The sequence below is a fragment of the Nocardioides ginkgobilobae genome (genome assembly GCF_054781275.1).
Window position 1 is genome coordinate 1 of sequence record NZ_BAAGUS010000007.1, and the last position, 20,583, is coordinate 20,583.

The 20,583-nt window shown below is 71.6% G+C and carries 18 protein-coding genes; 4 read left to right on the plus strand and 14 right to left on the minus strand.

Annotated features, from left to right (window positions below):
* Positions 1-254 precede the first annotated feature (254 nt).
* The gene (locus tag ACYVID_RS08490; RefSeq protein ID WP_460736282.1) at positions 255-1,328 is read right to left on the minus strand and encodes a mannose-1-phosphate guanylyltransferase; all 1,074 of its coding nucleotides are present in this window, start codon (positions 1,326-1,328) and stop codon (positions 255-257) included.
* Positions 1,329-1,362: 34 nt separating this feature from the next.
* Here ACYVID_RS08490 and ACYVID_RS08495 point away from each other — a divergent pair, with 34 nt between their 5' ends.
* Positions 1,363-2,055: a TIGR03089 family protein gene (locus ACYVID_RS08495; protein ID WP_460736283.1), complete on the plus strand. Its 693-nt coding sequence runs from the start codon at positions 1,363-1,365 to the stop codon at positions 2,053-2,055.
* An 8-nt stretch (positions 2,056-2,063) separates the two neighbouring features.
* Here ACYVID_RS08495 and ACYVID_RS08500 read toward each other — a convergent pair whose 3' ends face one another.
* The 8 genes from ACYVID_RS08500 to ACYVID_RS08535 form a co-directional block, all read right to left on the minus strand.
* Positions 2,064-4,847: an FG-GAP-like repeat-containing protein gene (locus tag ACYVID_RS08500; protein WP_460736284.1), complete on the minus strand. Its 2,784-nt coding sequence runs from the start codon at positions 4,845-4,847 to the stop codon at positions 2,064-2,066.
* A gap of 156 nt (positions 4,848-5,003) precedes the next feature.
* The gene (locus ACYVID_RS08505; protein WP_460736285.1) at positions 5,004-5,822 is read right to left on the minus strand and encodes an ABC transporter ATP-binding protein; all 819 of its coding nucleotides are present in this window, start codon (positions 5,820-5,822) and stop codon (positions 5,004-5,006) included.
* The gene (locus tag ACYVID_RS08510) at positions 5,819-6,721 is read right to left on the minus strand and encodes an ABC transporter permease (RefSeq protein ID WP_460736286.1); all 903 of its coding nucleotides are present in this window, start codon (positions 6,719-6,721) and stop codon (positions 5,819-5,821) included. The genes ACYVID_RS08505 and ACYVID_RS08510 overlap by 4 nt, the downstream gene beginning before the upstream one ends.
* The gene (locus ACYVID_RS08515; RefSeq protein ID WP_460736287.1) at positions 6,714-8,744 is read right to left on the minus strand and encodes a glycosyltransferase; all 2,031 of its coding nucleotides are present in this window, start codon (positions 8,742-8,744) and stop codon (positions 6,714-6,716) included. Before ACYVID_RS08515 ends, ACYVID_RS08510 begins: the two co-directional genes overlap by 8 nt.
* The gene (glf, locus tag ACYVID_RS08520; RefSeq protein WP_460736288.1) at positions 8,741-9,925 is read right to left on the minus strand and encodes a UDP-galactopyranose mutase; all 1,185 of its coding nucleotides are present in this window, start codon (positions 9,923-9,925) and stop codon (positions 8,741-8,743) included. Before glf ends, ACYVID_RS08515 begins: the two co-directional genes overlap by 4 nt.
* Positions 9,926-9,931: 6 nt before the next feature.
* Complete coding sequence (locus ACYVID_RS08525) at positions 9,932-10,843, minus strand: glycosyltransferase family 2 protein (protein WP_460736289.1); 912 nt, start codon at positions 10,841-10,843, stop codon at positions 9,932-9,934.
* On the minus strand, positions 10,840-11,766 hold the full coding sequence (locus ACYVID_RS08530; protein WP_460736290.1) for a glycosyltransferase family 2 protein: 927 nt from the start codon (positions 11,764-11,766) through the stop codon (positions 10,840-10,842). The genes ACYVID_RS08525 and ACYVID_RS08530 overlap by 4 nt, the downstream gene beginning before the upstream one ends.
* 10 nt (positions 11,767-11,776) lie before the next feature.
* Positions 11,777-12,352, minus strand: a complete 576-nt coding sequence (locus ACYVID_RS08535; protein ID WP_460736291.1) for a GNAT family N-acetyltransferase — start codon at positions 12,350-12,352, stop codon at positions 11,777-11,779.
* 52 nt (positions 12,353-12,404) lie between these two features.
* Between ACYVID_RS08535 and ACYVID_RS08540 the strand changes: the two genes are divergently transcribed.
* Positions 12,405-12,977, plus strand: a complete 573-nt coding sequence (locus ACYVID_RS08540) for an isochorismatase family protein (protein ID WP_460736292.1) — start codon at positions 12,405-12,407, stop codon at positions 12,975-12,977.
* Positions 12,978-13,104: 127 nt separating this feature from the next.
* On the opposite strand, the gene ACYVID_RS08545 is transcribed toward ACYVID_RS08540, so the two are convergent.
* From ACYVID_RS08545 to ACYVID_RS08555, 3 genes are all read right to left on the minus strand, one after another.
* Positions 13,105-14,577: an HNH endonuclease signature motif containing protein gene (locus ACYVID_RS08545; protein ID WP_460736293.1), complete on the minus strand. Its 1,473-nt coding sequence runs from the start codon at positions 14,575-14,577 to the stop codon at positions 13,105-13,107.
* 342 nt (positions 14,578-14,919) lie between these two features.
* Positions 14,920-16,368, minus strand: a complete 1,449-nt coding sequence (locus ACYVID_RS08550; protein ID WP_460736294.1) for an LCP family protein — start codon at positions 16,366-16,368, stop codon at positions 14,920-14,922.
* A 118-nt stretch (positions 16,369-16,486) separates the two neighbouring features.
* Entirely contained in the window at positions 16,487-16,936 is a 450-nt protein-coding gene (locus ACYVID_RS08555) for an acyl-CoA thioesterase (protein WP_300639001.1), read from the minus strand.
* Between the two features lie 80 nt (positions 16,937-17,016).
* Between ACYVID_RS08555 and ACYVID_RS08560 the strand changes: the two genes are divergently transcribed.
* A complete protein-coding gene (locus ACYVID_RS08560) occupies positions 17,017-18,249 on the plus strand; it encodes an LCP family protein (RefSeq protein WP_460736295.1) in 1,233 nt (410 codons plus the stop codon).
* A gap of 21 nt (positions 18,250-18,270) precedes the next feature.
* The gene (locus ACYVID_RS08565) at positions 18,271-19,143 is read left to right on the plus strand and encodes a crotonase/enoyl-CoA hydratase family protein (protein WP_300638996.1); all 873 of its coding nucleotides are present in this window, start codon (positions 18,271-18,273) and stop codon (positions 19,141-19,143) included.
* Between the two features lie 18 nt (positions 19,144-19,161).
* Here ACYVID_RS08565 and ACYVID_RS08570 read toward each other — a convergent pair whose 3' ends face one another.
* Both ACYVID_RS08570 and dps read right to left on the minus strand, forming a co-directional pair.
* The gene (locus tag ACYVID_RS08570; RefSeq protein ID WP_460736296.1) at positions 19,162-19,947 is read right to left on the minus strand and encodes a sigma-70 family RNA polymerase sigma factor; all 786 of its coding nucleotides are present in this window, start codon (positions 19,945-19,947) and stop codon (positions 19,162-19,164) included.
* Between the two features lie 64 nt (positions 19,948-20,011).
* Entirely contained in the window at positions 20,012-20,560 is a 549-nt protein-coding gene (dps, locus tag ACYVID_RS08575; RefSeq protein ID WP_300638991.1) for a DNA starvation/stationary phase protection protein Dps, read from the minus strand.
* Between the last annotated feature and the right edge of the window lie 23 nt (positions 20,561-20,583).

The following is a 20,583-nucleotide window of genomic DNA, read 5'->3' on the forward strand; positions in this document are numbered from 1 at the left end:
CTCGCAGCACCCCGGCGTCTCTGAACCTCCGCAAGAGCGCAGGCTTCATGTCCTGCAGCAGCGCCCATCGCGGATCAGTCACGAATCAACGGTATGTCCGAACCGCACCCACGTCCGCTCATCGGCAGATGAGTGCGTCGGCCGTGGCGCCCGCGACGTCGTCCACTCAGGTCGCGTGGATCGACGCGGAGCCTGTGGTCCACCAGGCGGACCACAGGCTCCGCGATCTCGAGCCGGCGCACCCTGACCGTCGCCTAGACGAGGTCGTCGCGCCCGGACTCCTTGAGCCCGGCGACGACGGCCTTGACGTCCTGGGCGCGGGCGCGGGTGGTGACGAGCAGCGCGTCGGGGGTGTCGACGACCACGACGTCCTGGAGGCCGACGACCGCGACGGTGCGTCCGCCGGTGACGACGAGGCCGGAGGCGTCGACGACACGGACCGCGTCGTCGTCGCCGAGGACGACGAGGGGCTGCTCGCCGTCACGGCCGAGCAGCTCGGCGAGGGAGTCGAAGTCGCCGATGTCGTCCCAGTCGAAGGCGGCGGGGACGGTCGCGACCCGGCCGGCCTCGGCGGCGGGCTCGGCGACGGCGTGGTCGAGGGCGATCCTCGGCAGCGACGGCCAGACCCGCTCGAGGGAGCCGGGGTCGGCGGCGATCGCGCGCAGGGACTCCGCGAAGCGGGGGTGCCACTGCGCCAGCAGGTCGAGCAGCACCTTGGGCCGGACGACGAACATGCCGGCGTTCCAGCGGTAGCCGCCCTCGGCGAGGTAGCCCGTGGCCACCTCGACGCTGGGCTTCTCCACGAACGCCGCGACGTGCTGGGCGCCCGGGTGGCCGGGCAGCGCGTCGCCGGAGCGGATGTAGCCGAACGCCGAGGAGGGGAAGGTCGGCTCGATGCCGAGCGTGACCAGCCAGCCCTCGCGGGCCACGTCGACGGCCGTGCGGACGGCCGCCCCGAACGCCTCGGCGTCCGTGATGACGTGGTCGGCGGCGAAGGAACCCATCACCGCGTCGGGGTCGCGGCGCTCCAGCAGCGCGGCGGCCAGCCCGATCGCGGCCATCGAGTCGCGGGCGGACGGCTCGGCGAGGATCGCCCCGTCGGGGAGGTCACCGAGCTGCTCGGCGACCGCGGCGGCGTGGGCGGCACCGGTCACGACCACGATCCGCTCCCCCGCGAGCGGCGCGAGCCGGTCGTGGGTCTCCTGCAGCAGCGAGCGGCCGGTCCCCCGCAGGTCGCGCAGGAACTTGGGCGAGCCGGCCCGCGACAGCGGCCACAGCCGGGTCCCCGCACCGCCCGCGGGCACCACGGCCCAGAAGTCCTCGATCACAGCCGTCACCCTAGGCGTGCATAGGGTCGAGCCCGTGACCACCTTCGCCGACCTGCTGGCCCAGGGACTGCGCCGCGACCCGGGCCGCCCGTTCGTGACGTTCTACGACGCCGCCACCGGCGAGCGGACCGAGCTCTCGCTGACGACGTACGCCAACTGGGTGGCCAAGGCCGCCAACCTGCTGGTCGAGGAGTTCGACCTCGAGCAGGACGACGTGCTGCTGGTGGACCTGCCGTGCCACTGGCTGGGTCCGGTGTTCCTGGGGGCGGCGTGGACCGTCGGTCTGGAGGTGGCGTACGCCGGTGACGACGGCGCGACGCCGGACGCGGTCGTCTGCGGTCCGCAGGGCCTGGCGGCCTGGGCGGACCGGGCCGACGAGGTCGCCGTCGTCGCCTCCGCGCTGCACCCGCTGGGCCTGCGCTTCCCCGATGGCGTGCCGCCGGGCGTGCACGACCTCGGGGTGGAGGTCTGGTCCCAGCCCGACACGTTCCTCGGCCTCCCGGCCGTCGGCCCCTCGGAGCCGGACTGGGAAGCGGCCGCCTCCGGGAGTCTCCTCACCGAGGGCGGCCGCCTCCTGTCGACGGTGAACCCGGCTTCCCCACCGGGACTCCCCATCCTCACCGAGCCGCTCGCACGCGGCGGCTCGCTGGTCCTGGTCGTCGGTGCCGACGAGGCCCGGCTCGAGTCGGTCGCGACCGACGAGCGCGTGACCGCGCGGCACCCGTAGCTCTTCCCCTAGTCGACCAGGTCGTAGGCCTCCGCTCCGTCGCCGATCACCCGCGGCGCCTTGAACCCCGTCGGCGTGCTCTCGACCAGCAGCAGCCGGCCGGTCGCCCGCTCGCGCACCACCAGATCGGGGCGGTCGGCGAGCTGGGCGTCGGAGATGCCGGTCACCAGGTCGTAGGCCGACAGGTCCAGCGACAGGCTGCGCGAGGAGGACAGCCCGCCCGGGCCGTTGCCGGTGTAGAGCAGCAGCGAGCTCCCACGCCGCACCAGCACGTCGGGGGCGCCGTCGCCGTCCCAGCGACCGACCCCGAGCTGCTGGGAGGCGTCGAGCGCGCTGTGGGCGACGTACGACGGTCCGAGCGGGGCGGTGCCGCGACCCGGGTAGATCCGCATGGGGCCGCCCGCGGGCTGCCCCATCAGGTCCGGCCAGCCGTCACCGGTCATGTCGCCGACCACCTCGAGCAGCCGGACGTCCCCCATGCCGCCGCCGATCCGCACGGCCTTCGCGAAGGTGCCCTGGCCGTCACCGGGGCGCACCTTGACCACGCCGGTCGTGCGCTGGCGCACCAGGAGGTCGCCGAGACCGTCGCCATCCCAGTCGCCGGCGTTGAGCACCAGGTCGGCCCCCTTGGCGCCGACGTTGGTCTCGACGACGGCACCGGTCTCCCAGGTGCCGGAGCCGGCGAGCACGAGGAGGTCGTCGCCGCGGCGGACCACGAGGTCGGGAGCGGTGGAACCGGTGAGGTCGCCGGCGCCGGAGAGGTCGGCGCGACCCTTGAGCCGCTTGACCGGGCCGCGCGCCGCACCGACCGTGCCGTCACCGCGGCCGGGGAGCACGAAGGCGTGGCCGCCCTCGAGTCGCACGAGCAGGTCGACGAGACCGTCGGCGTTCCAGTCCGCCGCGCCGGTGACGACGTCGTAACGCGGGCCGCCCTGCACCAGGACCGCGGGGGCGCCGGTGCCGCCGGCGGGCAGCAGCCAGAGCGTCCCGGCGGCGTCGCGGGCCACCAGGTCCGGGGTGCCGTCGGCGTCGAGGTCGCCGACGCCGGAGAGCAGGTCGTAGCCGGACCAGGAGGCGTCGGTGGCCAACGGCTGGGCGGCGAACCCGCCGGTGCCGCGCGAGGTGAAGAGGGTGGGCCGGCCGGTCGCCGCGTCCCGGCCGACCAGGTCGCCGAGGCCGTCGCCGGTGAGGTCGCCGGGGGCGGCGAGCAGGTCGTGGCCACGCGTCGCGGTCGCGGTGCGGAGCGCCGCGGACTCCCCGCGCACCTCGACCGAGCCGTCGGGCAGCCGGCCCAGGACGTCGAGTCGCCCGTCACCGGTCAGGTCGGGCGAGACCAGCGTTGCGGCGTACCCGCCGACGCCGGAGGCGAGGACGACCGGCTTGCGGACGCTGGTCAGGCCGCCCGTGGGGACGATGACGATCCGCTTGTCCGAGGCCCGGCGGGCCACCAGGTCGGGGTGCGGGGTGCCGACGAGGTCGGAGTCGAGCTCGCGGCCCTCCCAACCGACCTGGGCAGCGGCGGCGAGGCTGCGGATGTCGCCGAGCCGGGCGTAGAGGAACTTGCCGGGGCAGGCGGTGGAGCCGGCGTCGCGGTGGCCGTTGATCGCCGGGAAGGTCTTGCTGCCGACCTGCTGGCGGGGCGAGGAGGCGTCGACCCCGTGGAGCGAGAGCTTCCAGGCGAAGAGCGCGCCGTAGGCCTCGACCATCGCCTGGGTCGGCTGGACGACCTCGAAGTTGCCGATGGCCGACATGGCGAAGGAGTAGTCGTTGTACCCCAGGGTGTGAGCGCCGACGACGGGGCGGTCGATGCCGCCCGCGCGGCCCTCCCAGATGCGCCCGAAGCGGTCGACCAGGAAGTTGTAGCCGACGTCGGACCAGCCGCGCGAGCGCGTGTGGTAGGCGTAGATCGAGCGCAGGATGCCGGGCACCTGGTCGCGCGTGTAGTCGTTGGCGTTGACCGTGTGGTGCACGAAGCCGGCGTGCACCTCGAAGTAGCGCAGCGAGCCCTGGTCGCGCAGGCTCTCGTCGGCGCCCCACTGCGCGCGGGAGAAGATCTGCGGCTCGGGCGTGACGCCGGCGCGGGCCGCCGGCCCCTCGGTCGCGGTCCCGGCCGTCTCTGCGGCCTCGGCGGTGTCGAGCGCCGCACGCTGGGTGACCGTGCTCGTCGCGGTGCCGGGGTCGACGAGGGCCAGGCGGAGGTCACGGGGGGCGCCGTCCTCCGCAAGCACCGCCACCTGCACCCGGTCGACCTCGCCGACCAGGAGCGGCTCGGTGCCCGGACGCGCGCGACGTCCCTCGGGACTGTCGGGGTCGGGGCCGTGCTCGTCGTGGTACTCCACGTCGGTCCAGCCCGACCACACGCCGTCGGTCTCGGTGCGGGCGCGCACCACGAGGTCCTCGTCGTGGACCTCGACACCGTGGGCCCAGGTCACGCCGATCGCGGCGTACCCGGTCACCGCCTCGGGGCGGCTGGTCACCATCTCCCCGCCGGCGGCAGCGCGGCGCGCGACCCCGGCCGGCGCCTGGGCTCCGAGCAGCGGGACCTCGCGGACGCTCGCCTCGACGGGAGCCGCCGGCAGCGTCGCGGCACGCCGCGCCACCCGCTCGTACGCCGTCAGCGCACCGCTCCCCTGGCCCTGCCCGGCCTGGGTGCCGACGAAGCCGGACGCGGGCGGCTGGCGCACCACGTCGAGGCTGATCAGGCTGCTGGCGGGCGTGAGCACGGCGGCCACGACACCGAGCGCCAGCAGCTGCTGGCAGGCGGTGACGAACCGTGACCGGTGGGGGGACATCGAGGACCTCTTAGCGCGCGGGGAAGTTCACACTGCGCGCAACTTTCACACGAGTCACACCCGTCACGGAAGGTCTCGTGAGTAACTACAAACGTGTAATTTCCACTCGACACGCCGAGAAGGTCCGTTATTTTTCTGTGATCTGCGGCCGCCGCCTCAGACGTCGGCGCCGAGCTCCTCGTCGTCGTTGTTCTCGTCGTCGGAGTCGTAGTGGAGGTACTTGATCCCCTCGTCGACGTCGCCGTCGAAGGCGAGCCGACCGTTCTCCAGAACCAGCACGCGGTCGCACATGCGGCGCACCGAGCCGGCGGCGTGGCTGACGTAGAACAGGGTGCGACCGGAGTCGCGCACCTCCTCCATCTTCGCCATGCACTTGCGCTTGAACGGCTTGTCCCCCACCGCCAGCAGCTCGTCGGCCAGGAAGATGTCGCAGTCCACGTTGATGGCGATCGCGAACCCCAGCCGGGAGCTCATCCCCGAGGAGTAGTTGCCGACAGGCGAGTCGAGGTGGCGCCCGATGTCGGCGAAGCCGGCGATGTCGTCGAAGCGGTCCTTGGTCTCCTGCTCGGTGAGCCCGAAGACCGCGGCGTTGAGGTAGATGTTGTCCCGGCCGGAGAGCTGCGGGTGGAAGCCCGCCCCGGTCGCGATCAGCCCGGCGATCCGGCCACGCGTGAGGACCTGGCCGGTGTCGGGCTTCATCGTCCCGTTGATGAGCGTCAGCAGGGTCGACTTGCCCGAGCCGTTGAGGCCCATGAGGCCGATCGACTCCCCCTGCTTGACGGTGAAGGAGACGTCGTCGACGGCGTTGAACTCGTCCTTGGTCTTCTGGCCGCGGAACTTCGCCACCGTCACCTGCTTGAAGGTGCGGTGGTAGCGCAGGCTGAAGGTCTTGGTGACGTTCTCGACGACGATCGAGGTGTCGGGGCTGTAGTCGCCCGGCGCCGTGGGGGCGCTCGTGCTGCCGGCGGCGCTCACGTGAGCCGCTCCGGGATCTTGTTCTCGAACCGGCGGAAGACCAGCTGGGCGATGACCAGCAGCACCACGGAGACGGCCAGCATCAGCAGGCCGCGGCCGATGAGGTTGTCCGGGAGCTCGGTGGCGGCCGTGGCGGCGGGGTCCTCGGTCGTGCCGACCCAGAACGCGCGCTGCACCAGGAGCACCGCGTTGGAGAGCGGGTTCCACAGGTAGTACTCGGCCGCCGCGCCGAAGCGCTCGCTGACGATGGAGTAGGGGTAGATCATCGGCACGCCGAAGCGGACGAAGTTGGTCATGATGTTGACGACGCTGGCGAAGTCACGGAAGTAGACGTTGGCCACGCTGAACATGAGCGCCAGGGCCGTGCCCAGGACCATCACGATGCCCAGGGCCAGGACGAAGGCGCCCATCCCCACGGCACTCGGCGACCAGCCCACGATGAGCACGGTCACCGTCAGGATCACCAGCTGCGGGGCCACGTGGAACAGCGACACCATCATCGAGGCGACCGGGAACATCTCCTTCGGCAGCGCCATCTTCCGGATCAGTGCCTTGTTGCGCACGATCGAGCGGGTGCCGGCGTTGAAGGTCTCGACGAAGAAGTGCACGACGATCAGGCCGCAGAAGATGTGGATCGGGAACTGCTCGGTGCGCCCCCGGTCGAGCAGCTCGCCGAAGACCACGATGTAGATGAACAGCTGGCTCAGCGGGTTGATGTAGGACCAGATCAGGCCGAGGAACGACCCGGAGTAGCGGGCGTTGATCTCGCGCCGGACCAGCAGCTTGAGCAGGTAGCGGCGCCGGAAGACCTCGAGCAGCCCCTGGGTCGCCGCCGGCGGCGCGAGCGGTGCGTCGACGACGTACGTCGTGCCGCCCGCGTGCTGGGGGCGCTCAGTCATCCGTGCCCATCCACGGCGACAGCGTGCGCTCCCAGGTCTCCGGGGAGGTGATGTCGCCCAGCGCGTCGCGGTACTCCCGCGCGAGCCGCGGCCACTCCCGCTTGAGCTCCTCGTGCAACGTGAGCGTCTTGGCCAGCAGGTCGCGGAACTGCTCGGGGTCGCGCTGGTAGAACGCCGCCGACGTGCCGTCGTTCATGGAGACGACCGCGGAGTCGTAGGAGGCCAGGCGGTACCACTTGGCGTCCATCGCGCGGATGTCGGCCTCGGGGAACTCCCGCGACAGCGGGCGCGGCTTCTTCAGCTGCCGCAGCGGCTGCAGGCCGGCGCTGACCAGCTGGGAGAGCCGGCCGGGCACCTCCGCGTCGTCGCGGCCCTTGCGCGGCGGCTTCTCGCGGCGCACCGGGGGGAAGGCGTCACGGTCGACCTCGAGCCGCGCGTCGTCGTAGCCCGCGCGGATGCCGTTGACGTAGGGCAGCGTCTCGGGCAGGCGGTCGTGCAGGTGGCCGGGCCCGGACATGACGTCGAGCAGCGCCTGGTGCCGCATCGCGACGGTGGAGTACTGCATCGAGACCAGGTGCGCGATCTGGTGGTTGCGGCTCTCGCGCACCATCCGCCCGCCCTTGGGGTAGGTCGAGTGCAGCAGCGCGGCGACGAAGCGGTTGCGCTGGTGCAGGTAGGCCTGCCAGTCGACGGCGTCGTTCTTGTCGGTCCACGGCACGTGCCAGACGGCCGCGCCCGGGAGCACGACGGTCGGGAAGCCGGCGGCGCGGGCGCGCAGGCCGAACTCCGAGTCGTCCCACTTGAGGAACAGCGGCAGCGAGAGCCCCACCGTCTCCAGCGTCACCCGCGGGATGAGGCACATGAACCAGCCGTTGAAGTCGACGTCGACCCGCTTGTGCAGCCAGCGCGAGGAACGCAGGTTGCGGCTGGCGAAGTCCCAGTCGGCGAAGGTGTCGGTCGGCGACTGCCACCAGAACTTCCAGGGCTGGATGATCTCGCCGAAGCTGTGCATCCGCGACCGGCTGTAGATGTTGAACATGTGGCCGCCGACGACGGTCGGTCGCTTGGCCAGGTCGCCGAAGGTGACCGCCCGGATGATGCCCTCGGGCTCGCAGACGACGTCGTCGTCCATCATCATCGAGTACGTCGCCGTGCCCTTGCGCACGGACTCCAGCTGCCCGCGGGCGTAGCCGCCGGAGCCGCCGAGGTTGCCCTGCTCGATGACGCGCAGCTTGCCGGCGAGCAGCTTCTCCGCGGTCGGGAAGAACTCCGAGCCGGCGGCCTTGTCGGTGCCCTGCTCGATCACCATCACGGTGTCGAGGAAGGGGTGCAGCTCCGCGGCCTCACCGAGCTGCACGAGCAGCTTGGCGCAGAAGTCGGGGCGGTTCATCGTGGTGATGACCAGGTCGGTGGTGCCGTTGACCGCGCGGTCCTCGGGGACCTCCGCGGTCCACTCCGCGGACTCGACGACGACGTCGCCGTCACCGGCCACGACGTCGTACCAGTACCAGCCGCCGTCGATGAACGGCTTGAGGGTCAGGTCGAAGGAGAAGGTCTCCGGCTGGTCGGTCGTGGTCTCGGCGGCCTCGACGCGCTGGGCGTGGCCGCGGGCCATGGATTTGTAGACCAGCAGCGTGGCACCGGCACCGCGCAGGGTGACGGTCAGGCGCACCTGGTCCACGACGGTCCAGCGCCGCCAGTAGGAGGCGGGGAAGGCGTTGAAGTAGGTGCCGAAGGAGAGCCGCTCGCCCTGCTCGACGCGCAGCGCGGTGCGCGACTCGATCTGGTCGGGGTGCAGCGCCTTGCCGGTGCTCGTGGACTGCCGCACGGCGGCGTTGTTGAGGTCCTTGGCCGCCCGGCTGCCGCCGACCTCGTACTTGTCGGCGTCGAGGCGGGCCTCCTCGGGGTCGACGTAGAGCGCCAGCACGTCGAAGTCGCGGTCGACCGGCATGATCTGGCGCTGCAGGAGCCTGCGCGCCGTCTTCTGCGCCGTCGTCCGAGCCGTGTCCTGGACCGTGCTCATGCGACGCCTCCGCTGGTGAAAGGTGCACCCTCGGCGAAGTGCGGCTTGATCTTGTTGTCGTACATCGACAGCGCCGAGCCGATCGCCATGTGCATGTCGAGGTACTGGTAGGTGCCGAGGCGGCCGCCGAAGAGCACCATCTCCTCGGCCTTGGCCTTCTCCCGGTAGCGCATGAGGATCTCGCGGTCCGCGGCGGTGTTGACCGGGTAGTACGGCTCGTCGCCCTCCTCGGCGAAGCGGCTGTACTCGTGCACGACGATCGTCTTGCCCGGCAGGTAGGTGCGCTCGGGGTGCAGGTGCTTGAACTCCAGCACCCGCGTCCACGGGACGTCCTGGTCGTTGGCGTTGACCACACCGGTGCCCTGGTAGTCGTCGACGTCGACGGTCTCGGCTTCGAGGTCGATGGTGCGCCACGACAACCGGCCCTCGGAGTGGCCGAAGTACTCGTCGACGGGACCCGTGTAGACGACCGGGACCTTCCCGACGTACTCCTCGCGCACGTCCATGAAGTCGACGCCGAGGCGGACCTCGATGTTGGGGTGGTCGGCCATCCGCTCCAGCCACGCGGTGTAGCCGTCGACCGGCAGGCCCTCGTAGGTGTCGTTGAAGTAGCGGTTGTCGAAGGTGTAGCGGACCGGGAGACGCGTGATGATGTCCGCGCTCAGCTCCTGGGGGTCGGTCTGCCACTGCTTGGCGGTGTAGCCCTTGACGAACGCCTCGTAGAGCGGGCGGCCGATGAGGCTGATCGCCTTCTCCTCGAGGTTCGTGGCGTCCTCGGTGCGGATCTCGCTGGCCTGCTCGGCGATCAGCGCACGGGCCTCGTCGGGGGTGTGGGACTTGCCGAAGAACTGGTTGATGAGCCCGAGGTTCATCGGGAAGGAGTAGACCTGCCCCTGGTACTTCGCGAAGACCCGGTGCTGGTAGCTGGTGAAGGCCGTGAACCGGTTGACGTACTCCCACACCCGCTGGTTGGAGGTGTGGAAGAGGTGGGTGCCGTACTTGTGCACCTCGATCCCGGTCTCCTCGTCGAACTCGCTGTAGGCGTTGCCGCCGATGTGCGGGCGGCGCTCGAGGACCAGGACCCTCAGCCCCAGCTCGTCCGCGCAGCGCTCGGCGATCGTGAGTCCGAAGAAGCCGGAGCCGACGACGACCAGATCAGGGGTGGGGCCAGGAGCAGACACGGTCGGTCAGTCTACGGACGACGAGGGCTGCGAGCGCATCCCCCACGCTGCGCGCATGGCCCGGATCACGTTGCGCGCCTCGGCCCGTCCCCCGCGCAGCGGCGCCAGCAGCAGCACCGCCGCGACGATGAGCAGCGGCTTCATCCGCACCGCGAGGTTCTCCCCGTAGCGCAGGTGCACCACGAACAGGTTGCGGTACATGTAGAAGCCCTTCCAGCCCGCCAGGTCGTGCTGCTGGTCGAAGTCGAGCTGGCGCACGAGCACCGCGTCGCGCACCGCCCAGATGCGGCGACCGGCCCGCCGGGCACGGATGGCGAAGTCCACGTCGTCGTAGAAGATGAAGTACGACGGGTCCGGGAGCCCCACCTCGGCGACCACCGCGCGGCGGACCATGAACCCTTCGAAGGCGACGTTCTCGACCTTGACCAGCTCCGGCATCGCCTCGCGGGTGCCGAAGTCCTCGACCATGCCGGTCTTGGGCTTGACGACCCACGGGTGCGTGAGGTCGAAGCGGGTCGCCGCCTTCTCGCACAGCCGCCCGTGGCTGTCCTCGCGGACGCTGGTCAGGCAGTCCTCGTCGACGGCCATGAGGACCGAGAGGCAGTCGGGAGTCGGCACCACGTCGTCGTCCATGAGCCAGAACCGGTCCCAGCCCTGCTCGTAGGCGGTGCGCAGGCCGAGGTGGAAGCCACCGGCGCCACCGAGGTTCTCCTCGGTGCGGACCACCTGCAGCGGCAGCCGGCCCCGGGTCAGCTCGGCCGCCAGGACGTCGGGGGTGTGGTCGGAGCTGTGGTTGTCCACGACGACCACGGCGTCCGGCGCGCGGTCGAGGGCGGCCAGGCCGTCGAGCATGCCGGTGAGCAGGTCGGCGCGGTTGAAGGTGACGACGACGACCGCGACCGTCTCGGGCGCGCTCACCGCAGGTACCGCCGGTGGCCCGTGAAGTCGCCCCGGAGCCCGGCGTACACCGCCCGCGCGCTGAGCGCGAGGCGACGCGGGTCCGGGCGGGTCAGGAGGTAGAACCAGACGGTCTTGGCCCAGAACATCAGCACGTGCGGCCAGCCGCGGTAGTCACGCAGGTTGAGGGTGTTGTTGCGGGCCATGCAGTAGGCCTTGAGGTCGCTGGGGCTGTGGTTGTACGTCGTGCGGCCGGCCATCATCGGCGTGCCGAGCTCGCCCACGCTGGGGTGGTGGACGCGCGCGTCGGTGACCGTGGCGATCCGGGCGCCGGCCTGCTCGGCGCGCAGGCGGTACTCGTGGTCGTCGCCCCAGATGAAGAACTCCTCGCGCGGGTAGCCGATGCGCTCCGTCAGCTCCCGGGTCACCAGCACCCCGTTGAACGGGATGACGATCTCGTCGATCCGCTGCCGCGCACCACCTGCCCGCTCGACGTCGGCCAGGGCACGCACCACCCGGGTGCCGCCCGGCAGCCGGATCGGGAAGACCAGCCGCCCCAGGTCCACCTCGTCCACGACCAGCGGCCCCCAGAAGTCGAGGTCCTCCTCGCGCAGCAGCCGCTCGAGGCAGTCGACCTCGGGCAGGCCGTCGTCGTCCATCAGCCACACCAGGTCGGCGTCGGTCTCCTCGACCGCCCACCGCAGGCCCTCGTGGAACCCGCCCGCGCCGCCCCGGTTGTCGGGCAGCGTCCGGCCACGGACGTCGGTGCGCCCGGCCAGCCACTCCCCCGTGCCGTCGGTGCTCGCGTTGTCGACCACCAGCACGTCCACCAGGGCGGGCGTGCGCTCGCGGACCTGGGCCAGCCGGTCCACCAGGGTCGTCAGGAGGTCCAGCCGGTTGAACGTGACCACCACCGCCACGACGCTCCGCTCCGACCCACGCACGGCCGTCACCCTAGGGGACGGGCACCTCGACCCACTCCTCGGCGAGCAGGGCGTACCCCACCTCGTCCAGCCAGCCGAGCTCGTGGTGCCACAGCGCCTGGACCTCGTGCCGCTCCCGCCGCATGCCGGCCTTCTCCAGCACCCGCACGGAGGCGTGGTTGTCGAGATTGGCCGCGGCCGTGACGCGACGAAGGCCCAACACGCCGAAGGCCGCTTCCAGCAACGCGCGTGCCGTTGCGGTCGCGATGCCCACTCCCTCGTGGCCGGGCCGCACGACGTAGCCGATGAGCCCGTCGGTCCCTGTCGGGTGGCCGGGTTGGCCGGCACCGTCCACGACGTCGAGGAACCCCATGCCGACGACCTCGCCGTCACGCTCCACGACGCACGAGAAGTCGGTCGGGCTGTCCGGGATCGCCATGACCTCGCTCCGCAGCTGGTCCGGGTCGACGTGCGTGCGCACCATGAAGTGGTTGACGCCCGGGTCGTTGCGGAACTGCAGCAGGACCTCGACGTCTGCCTCCGTCGGCTCGCGGAAGAGCAGCCCGTCGCGGCGCGCTGGCCAGGGACTCGGCGCTTGCTCGGTCATCGGCTGCACTGTCTCAGGACGAGTCGGGACTCGCGACTCCTGTCGTGTCAGCGTGTCTGAGCGCGCCCGAGCAGAAGCGTTGGTCGTGGTGGATCTTCAACGCGGACTTGTCGAGGGGCCTGGGGCGATCCCGCGCGCTCAGGACGTTTGCCAGGCCATCACCACGTTGCTGGCGTCGGCTCGTTCCTCCGGAGCAACGGTCGTGCACCTGCAGAACGACGGAACCGTTGGCGCATCCGACGAGCCGGGCAGCGCGGGCTGGGACCTCTGGCTGCCACCGCGACCGGGAGAGCCCGTCCTGCGGAAGACGCAGGATGATCCTTTCCTCGAGACCAGCCTCGCGCAGGTCATGAGAGACGCCGGGGTGGGACGCGCCGCGGTGTGCGGGGTCCTCGCCGAGATGTGCGTGGCGGAAACTGCCAGAGGACTCCTGCAGCGCGGCGTGCGGGTGGTGCTGCCGCGGGACGCACGCGGGACGTACGACATCCCGCACCAGGGGCCGACCGCGCCGCGAGTTCCCCACGAGCTGGTCGCACGGGCCGCAGAGTGGTCCCTCGGGGACGAGGTCGTGCTGGTCGACCAGGCACAGGACGTCGTCTTCACTCGCTCTCGACCGACCACCTGAACTGGAGGTCCTGGGCGGCACCTACTTCGGTCCAGGACCTCCGGATCGGCAGACGAGCCGGTGGGGTCGGGTCGAGGGCGTGCCGATAGCCCGGCAACGTGGTGGTCGGGCTGCGAGCGGGTGGTGCTCAGAGTGGGGTGGTGCCGTCGGGGTGGACGAGGTACTGCTGGCTGTGGGGGCTGGTCCAGAGCCAGTGGCCTGGACTGAGTCCGCGGACTCGCCATGGTGTGCCTGCTGGTGAGGGGTGGGTCTTGGCGCGGTGGTCGTGCCGACAGAGCGGGGCGAGGTTCTCTGTGCTGGTCTGGCCGGGTGGTCCGCCTCGGTCGGGTGGGACGTACTCGACGGTGTGGTCGAGGTCGGCGGACTCCGCGGGCCTACGGCAATGCGGGAACGAGCACGTCGTCCTGGTGAGCTTCACGCGGGCCGCGATCCGGTCGGGGACCTCGTAGGAGTCCACCGCGACGGTGTCGGCCAGGTCGATGACGGGCTTGACGATGACCTGGGTGCCGGGGACCCCGCACCACTCGCGTACGGCGTCGGCGGTGAGGAGCTGGCGGTGGTTGTCGAGTCGGGCGAGGTTGAGGCCGAGCTTGCCGGTGACGGGGTCGACCTGCGGGGCGCCGGTCAGCGCAGCGTCGGAGAGGTGGACGGTGAGGACCACGGTGCGGCGGGGAGCCGTGCGTTTGCTGGGGGCGTTGCTGCCGGGGCCGGTCGCCTTGTCGGTCGCGGGGTCTCGACGACGCTCGCTGGCGCTCGCTGCTCGACCATCCCGCTTCACTTCGCCGTCTGATTCGGGGAGGAGGTCTTGGCCGCGGGCGATGTAGCCGAGGGCCCTGGCGCGGCGGACGGCCAGGTCGTCGGTGGAGCCGTCGAGGAGCAGCTGGTGGGCGATCTGCCTGATGGCTGCTTCGAGGTCTTCGGCGTCGGCGCGGTCGAGCAGCCCGTCGGCGGACACGGCGGAGGCCGCACCGACTGAGGTGGCGTGGGTGGCGAGGTCGAGGTCGAAGAACAGGTTCGACTTCTTGTCGCACTCCTCGACCTCGGCGGATTCGGGGTCGAAGCGGGCGGTGGCTTCGAGGATCAGTCGGTCCACGGTGATGGGGCCGGCGGTGTGGACGACATGGGCGACCTGGGCGTCCACGAACGCCACGGCCGCTTCGGACAGGGCCTTCGTGGTCTGGGCGAGGCGGCGGACCCGCCAGGCGGTGACCTGTCCTGCGACGAGTCGGGCCCACACGCGGGGGAGGCGGTGCTTGGCCTCCACGACGTCACCTACGAGCAGGCGCCCGGACTCACGCGTGCGGCCCAACGCGGTGGACAGCTCGGTGACGGCGAAGTCCGACACCTCCGGCGCACCTGCGCCGGCCAGATCGAGCATGGTGTCGGCACCGGGCATCCCGAACCGCTGCATCCACGCGGACTCCGCAGCGTCGTACGCCTCCTCGTCGGGGTGGCTGTAGGTGCCGTACAGGTCCGGCATCAACGCACCCGTGGTGTGCGCATCTGCCCACTCAGCAACCCCGATCAACAGCTCCCGCGCCGCGTCGTCCTCACGCGCCTTCGCGGCGCGGATCGCGTCGAGGAGAGCGCTGGTGGACATGGTGAAAGCATAGTCGAACACACGTTCGAAAAACAGCGTTTCCCCAGGTCAGATCCACTTTTCTGCATCGACCGGAGCGAGCGATCGAAGCCCAGCCGAGGCGAGCAGCCCAGCGCAGGGCGACCGAGCAGCGGACCGTCACCAGGTAGCGCGAGCGGGCACCCAGGGCGACCACGCTTTCCCGAAATTCAGGGCCTGCTGCGGCGCGAACGCGCCACGACCCGCCGAGGGCGACCGCGGGAGCAACCACGGGGGCAGGGCAGGGCGACCGGCGGACGGGGTCTCGACGACGGCTCGCTGGCGCTCGCCTGCTCGACCAGCGGTGGGGGCCGCTGACGCCTCTCAGCAGGCGGCAGCCAGGTCCCCGGCCTTGTTGGCGGCGTACCCCTCGGCGAGCGAGCCGACGGAGCCGCCGGTGACGGGCGCCTCGGAGACCTTCTTGCCGGCCTTGTCCGAGGGGGCCTCGGCGGTGCCCTCGGCCTTCTCGATCGCGGCGGCGACCTTCTCGTGCACCAGGTCGATGTCGGGGTCGGCGGTGTTCACCAGCGGCGGGACGATCGAGAGGGTCGAAATCTTCTGGCCGCGGGCCTTGAGGGCCAGCTCGAGGAAGGTGTCGACCTCGGAGGCCGGGACGTTGGTGGAGATCAGCTCGGAGGAGGCCTGGGCGATCGACTGGAAGTTGCGCAGGGCGACGCTGGGGCTGACCTGCTGCAGCATCGCGTTCATGACGCACTTCTGGCGGGCCATGCGGGAGTAGTCGTCGGAGTCGTAGCGGGCCCGGGCGTACCAGAGCGTCTCGAAGCCGGAGAGCTCGCGCACACCGGGCTCGATGTAATGGAAGAAGTCGTCGTGCGGCAGCCCGACGGGGATCGCCTGGCGCACGTTCATGGTGATCCCGCCAACCGCGTCGACGAGGTCCTTGAAGCCCTCGAGGTTGACCATCGCCCAGTAGTTGATCGACAGCCCGGTGATGCCCTCGACGGCCGAGACGGTGGCGTCCACGCCCGGGGTCTCGGAGTCGCCGAAGAGCTCGGCGTGGTCCTCGGCCCAGGTGCTGACCCCGTTGAGGTAGTCGGCGTCGAAGCCGTCGGGGAACTGCTCGGCCATGACCGAGCCCTCCGCGAAGGGGAAGTTCTGCATGTTGCGCGGCAGCGAGACCAGGACCGTACGGCCCGTGACGGCGTCGACGGAGGCGACCGTGAGCGAGTCCGGGCGCAGGCCCCAGCGGCCGGCGCCCGAGTCACCGCCGAGCAGCAGGACGTTGAAGCGGCCGTGGTGGGCCCCGACGACCTCGTCGGAGGAGAACATCGTGAGCATCAGGTCGCGCTGCACGCCGACGACGTGCGCGCCGAAGAGCAGGCCACCGGCGACGGACAGGCACAGCACGCCGTTGACGCCGACGACGGCGCGGCGGTGCGCCAGGCCCAGGCTCAGGGGCTGGCCGAGGCGCCAGGCGTCCATGAAGAGCAGCGCCCAGCCGACGGCGCCGACGAGCAGCGCCAGGCGCAGCAGGAGCAGGAACCAGGTGGTCGAGCCGAGGGTGAGCGCCAGCCCGTGGTCGAGGGCGACCGCCACCGTCCCGACGAGGACCGCGGCCCAGGTGCCGAGCCAGACCCGCAGCGCGAGCAGCCCGACGCGGCGGTTGCCGCCGGCGACCAGCTGGGCCGAGCCGGGGGCGAGCAGCGTCATCGCCATCAGCGACAGGGCGCGGCGGAAGCGGATGCGCGCGGCCCGCTCCGCCACGCTCGCGCGGGGAGCGGCCTGCGACCCGGGGGAAGTGACGGGTGGCATGACTGGGAGTATCACCAGTCACAGGCGTCACAGGGGTCTCGACACGCGGGTCGCGCCTTCGTGCCTCAGCCGCGCCGCTCGCTCGACCACCACCAGCAGGTCCGCTGGCGCGTCCCTGCTAGGCGCGCCGACCCGCGTCGATCTCGGTCTTGCGGGCCAACCGGTGCGCCCGGCGGATCTCGGCCTCGCGGTAGCGGCGCAGGTCGTCCTTGGTCTCGGGGACCAGCGGTGGGACCTCCCGCGGGCGGCCCTCCTCGTCGATGGCCACGAAGACGAAGTACGCCGACGCCACGTGCAGCCCGTCGGCGCTGGGGTCGTTCCAAGGCTGGGCCTCCACGCGCACCCCGACCTCCATCGAGGAGCGGCCCGCCCAGTTCACCCGCCCCATCGTGCGGACGATGTCACCGACGTGCACGGGCGCCAGGAAGACCATCTCGTCCAGCGCGGCCGTGACGGCCGGCCCTCCGCTGTGCCGCTGGGCGACCGCGCCGGCGGTGGAGTCGGCCAGCTTCACGACCTCGCCGCCGTGGACGTTGCCCAGCAGGTTGGCCATGGGGGCGTGGGCCATGACGGCGAGCGAGACGCTCGAGAAGGCCGGGGACCGAGGATCGAGTGTGGCCACAGCCAGGCACGGTAGCGTCCCGCAGCATGACGGAGCGTCCCCCCACCGGTGGTGCCGGCGGAGAGAGCAGCAAGCCCCCCTACGACTGGCTGTACGGGCAGGGCGGTGCGTCCGGCGCTGCGGACGACCCCGACGCGACCCGGCGGATGCCGGTGCAGCCGCGCTCGGGCTCCTCGGTCCGCCCGCCGGGCCAGGGCCGTACGCCGTCGCCCGCACCGACCCCCGCACCCGCGCCGACCCCCGGCCCGACGCCCGCGCCCGGTCCCGGCCGCTCCCTCCCGCGCCCGCGGCTGCGTCGTCCCCGCTTCCGGGTCCGCTACGTCTTCCTGCTGCTGGCGCTGTGGCTGGTCTTCCTGGTCGCGGTGCCGATCTACGCCTGGACCAAGATCTCCGACGTCGGCTTCGCGCCCGGCGGCGGCGACCGACCCGGTGAGCAGCCGGGCACGACGTACCTCATGGTCGGCAGCGACTCCCGCGCCGGCCTGACGCCCGCGGAGCGCAAGGAGTACGGCACCGGCAACGCCACGGGCCAGCGCACCGACACGATCATGCTGCTGCACACCGGGTCCGGCCCCAACCTGCTCATGTCGATCCCGCGCGACTCGCTGGTCGAGGTCCCGGGCTACGGCACCACCAAGATCAACGCCGCCTACGCCTTCGGCGGCCCGCAGCTGCTCACCCGCACCATCGAGAACAACACCGGTATCCGGGTCGACCACTACGTCGAGATCGGGATCGGTGGGTTCGTCGACCTCGTCGACGCCGTCGGCGGCATCGAGATCTGCCCCAAGATGGCCATGAAGGACCCGCTCGCCAACCTCGACGTGAAGAAGGGCTGCCAGGAGGCGGACGGCCCGACCGCGCTCGGCTACGCCCGCTCCCGCAAGCTCTACACCGGCCTGGGCGACGTGCAGCGAGCGCAGGCGCAGCGCGAGGTCGTCTCGGCCGTCGGCGACGAGGTGCTCTCGCCGTGGTCGGTGCTCAACCCCGTCCGCTACTGGAACCTCAACATGGCCGCGACCGAGACCGTCGAGTTCGGCAAGGGCATGTCCCCCCTCCGCGCCGGCATGTGGGCGATGGCGATGACCCGGGTCAACGGCGAGAACGGCCTGACCTGCGGGGTGCCGATCAGCGACCTGTCGGTGCGCTGGGACGCCGAGCGGGCGCCGCGGATGTTCCAGGCGATCATCGACGACGACACCGGGCGCCTGGACGAGCAGCTGTGCTCCCCGTCCGGACTGCTGAACCCGCCGTCATGACCCGGATGACACGATGACCGCGTGACCTACGAGACTCTCCGCTGGGAGGTCGACGCCGACGGCGTGGCCACCCTGACGCTGCACCGTCCCGACGCGCTCAACGCCTTCGACCTGACCATGGCCAGGGAGCTGGAGCAGGTCTTCCGCACCGACGCGCGCGCCGACGACGTCCGCGCCGTCGTCGTCACCGGGTCGGGTCGCGCGTTCTGCGCGGGCATGGACCTCTCCGCCGAGGGCAACGTGTTCGGCCTCGACGAGACGGTCCGCCCCACGCCCGAGGAGTTCCGGGCGTCCTACGACGAGCCGCCGTACGACGCCGGCGTCCGTGACACGGGCGGCAAGGTCGTGCTGGCGATCCACGCGCTGCCCAAGCCGGTGATCGCCGCCATCAACGGGCCGGCCGTCGGGATCGGCGCCACGATGACCCTGGGCATGGACCTGCGCCTGGCCTCCACCAAGGCCCGGATCGGGTTCGTCTTCGGTCGGCTCGGCATCGTGCCGGAGGCCTGCTCGACCTGGTTCCTCCCGCGGCTGGTCGGCCCCCAGCAGGCCCTGGAGTGGATCTACTCCGCCGACGTCCTCACCGCCGAGCAGGCGCACGCCGGAGGACTCCTGCGCTCGGTCCACGAGCCCGACGAGCTGCTGCCCGCCGCACTCGGGCTGGCCCGCTCGTTCGTGGTCGACCGCTCCCCCGTGGCGTTGGCACTGGCCAAGCAGATGGTCTACCGCAACGGAGCGGCGGCACACCCGCTCGAGGCGCACCTCTCCGACAGCCTGGCGATGTACTGGACCTCGATCGGCGACGGCAAGGAGGGCGTGGCGGCGTTCCTCGAGAAGCGCCCGCCCCGCTTCACCCGCAAGGCGTCGCAGGCACCACGGATCTACCCCTCCTGAGCAGGACGGGCGGTCGGCTCAGGCGGCGTCGAGCGCACGGCGCAGCCGGGCCAGCAGCCCGGCCAGGCTGCGCGAGACCTGCTCCTGGCTGAGACCGACGGCCGCACCGATCTCGGCCTGCGTGCGGTGCTCGAAGAAGCGCATGCGCAGCATCGTGCGATCGCGCTCGTCGAGGGCCTCGAGCAGCGGCTGCAGCGCCACTCGCGCCTCGGCGGAGGCGTACGCCGGGTCGTCGGCGCCCAGCGTCGAGGTCGGGGAGGTGTCCTGGACCGGGTGCGGCGCGTCCAGGGAGACCGGACGGAAGCACCCGGCGGCGTCCTGGCACTCGCGGACCAGCGACTCCGCGATGCCGAGGTGCGCGGCGATCTCGTCGCTGACCGGCTGGCGGCCCAGGAGCTGGAGCAGCTCGGCCTCGGCGACGACGACCTCGGCCTGCGCCTCCTGCACCGAGCGGGGCGGGCGCACCACCCAGCCGGCGTCGCGGAAGTGCCGGCGCAGCTCCCCGCGGACGGTCGGGACGGCGAAGCTGAGGAAGTCGTGGCCCAGCGTGGGGTCGAAGGCGCGCACGGCCTTGACCAGCCCGAGGCAGGCGACCTGGTCCAGGTCGTCGGCGGCGAGGCCGCGGCCGTGGTAGCGGCGGGCCAGGTCGAGGGCCACGTCGAGGTGCAGGCGCACGACCTCGTTCTCGTAGCGCTCGCGCACGGGGCCGGAGCTGGCTCGCGCACGCAGCAGGAGGCGAGCGGCGTGGGTACGCCGTCTCGCCTCGCTCATGGCCGGGGTGGCCCGCGGCCGCTCCTCCCCCATGCGCCGATCGTGGCACGACGGGGAGGAGCGGACGCGGGAATCCCGCAATCAGGTGCGCACCGGCTCAGCCAGCGGCGCGCGCGGCCTCCTGCTCGGTGGCGGCACCCTCCGTGGAGAGCGACCCCGAGGAGTCCTCGAGGTGGGCACGGACGAACCAGTGGAAGAGCTCGAGCTTGTCGGTCTGGGCGATGAACATGTCCTGGGTCACCAGGTCGAGGTCGTCGAGCTCCTTGATCGCCTCGCGGTAGCTCGTGATGACGCCCTGGTAGACGAGGTCCAGCGCGCCGAGGTGCTCCTGGGTCGTGGCCCGGCCCAGGCTGTACTCCGTCCAGCTGCGGTGCTCCACGAGGGCACCCGGGGTGCCGACGGGGGAACCGCCGAGGGTGGCGATCCGCTCGGCGAGGTCGTCGGCGAAGCCGCGGACCTCCTCCACATGCGGGTCGATCATCTCGTGGACGGAGATGAAGTGCGGGCCGACGACGTTCCAGTGCACGTGCTTCAGGGTCAGGTGCAGGTCGTTGGCGGCGTAGAGCCGGTCCTGGAGCAGCTCGACGACGCGCACGGCGTCCTTCTCGTCCAGGCCGGGGGTCGTGTACTTCAGCTTGGTCGTCATGCCAGGGGTGTTACCCCGCCGCA

Coding starts and splice junctions, on each gene's coding strand:
- ACYVID_RS08500 (WP_460736284.1), bottom strand. CDS start 4,847: ATGTCCCCCCACCGGTCACGGTTCGTCACCGCCTGCCAGCAGCTGCTG.
- ACYVID_RS08510 (WP_460736286.1), bottom strand. CDS start 6,721: ATGACTGAGCGCCCCCAGCACGCGGGCGGCACGACGTACGTCGTCGAC.
- ACYVID_RS08515 (WP_460736287.1), bottom strand. CDS start 8,744: ATGAGCACGGTCCAGGACACGGCTCGGACGACGGCGCAGAAGACGGCG.
- ACYVID_RS08535 (WP_460736291.1), bottom strand. CDS start 12,352: ATGACCGAGCAAGCGCCGAGTCCCTGGCCAGCGCGCCGCGACGGGCTG.
- ACYVID_RS08545 (WP_460736293.1), bottom strand. CDS start 14,577: ATGTCCACCAGCGCTCTCCTCGACGCGATCCGCGCCGCGAAGGCGCGT.
- ACYVID_RS08550 (WP_460736294.1), bottom strand. CDS start 16,368: ATGCCACCCGTCACTTCCCCCGGGTCGCAGGCCGCTCCCCGCGCGAGC.
- ACYVID_RS08555 (WP_300639001.1), bottom strand. CDS start 16,936: ATGGCCCACGCCCCCATGGCCAACCTGCTGGGCAACGTCCACGGCGGC.
- ACYVID_RS08560 (WP_460736295.1), top strand. CDS start 17,017: ATGACGGAGCGTCCCCCCACCGGTGGTGCCGGCGGAGAGAGCAGCAAG.
- ACYVID_RS08570 (WP_460736296.1), bottom strand. CDS start 19,947: ATGGGGGAGGAGCGGCCGCGGGCCACCCCGGCCATGAGCGAGGCGAGA.
- dps (WP_300638991.1), bottom strand. CDS start 20,560: ATGACGACCAAGCTGAAGTACACGACCCCCGGCCTGGACGAGAAGGAC.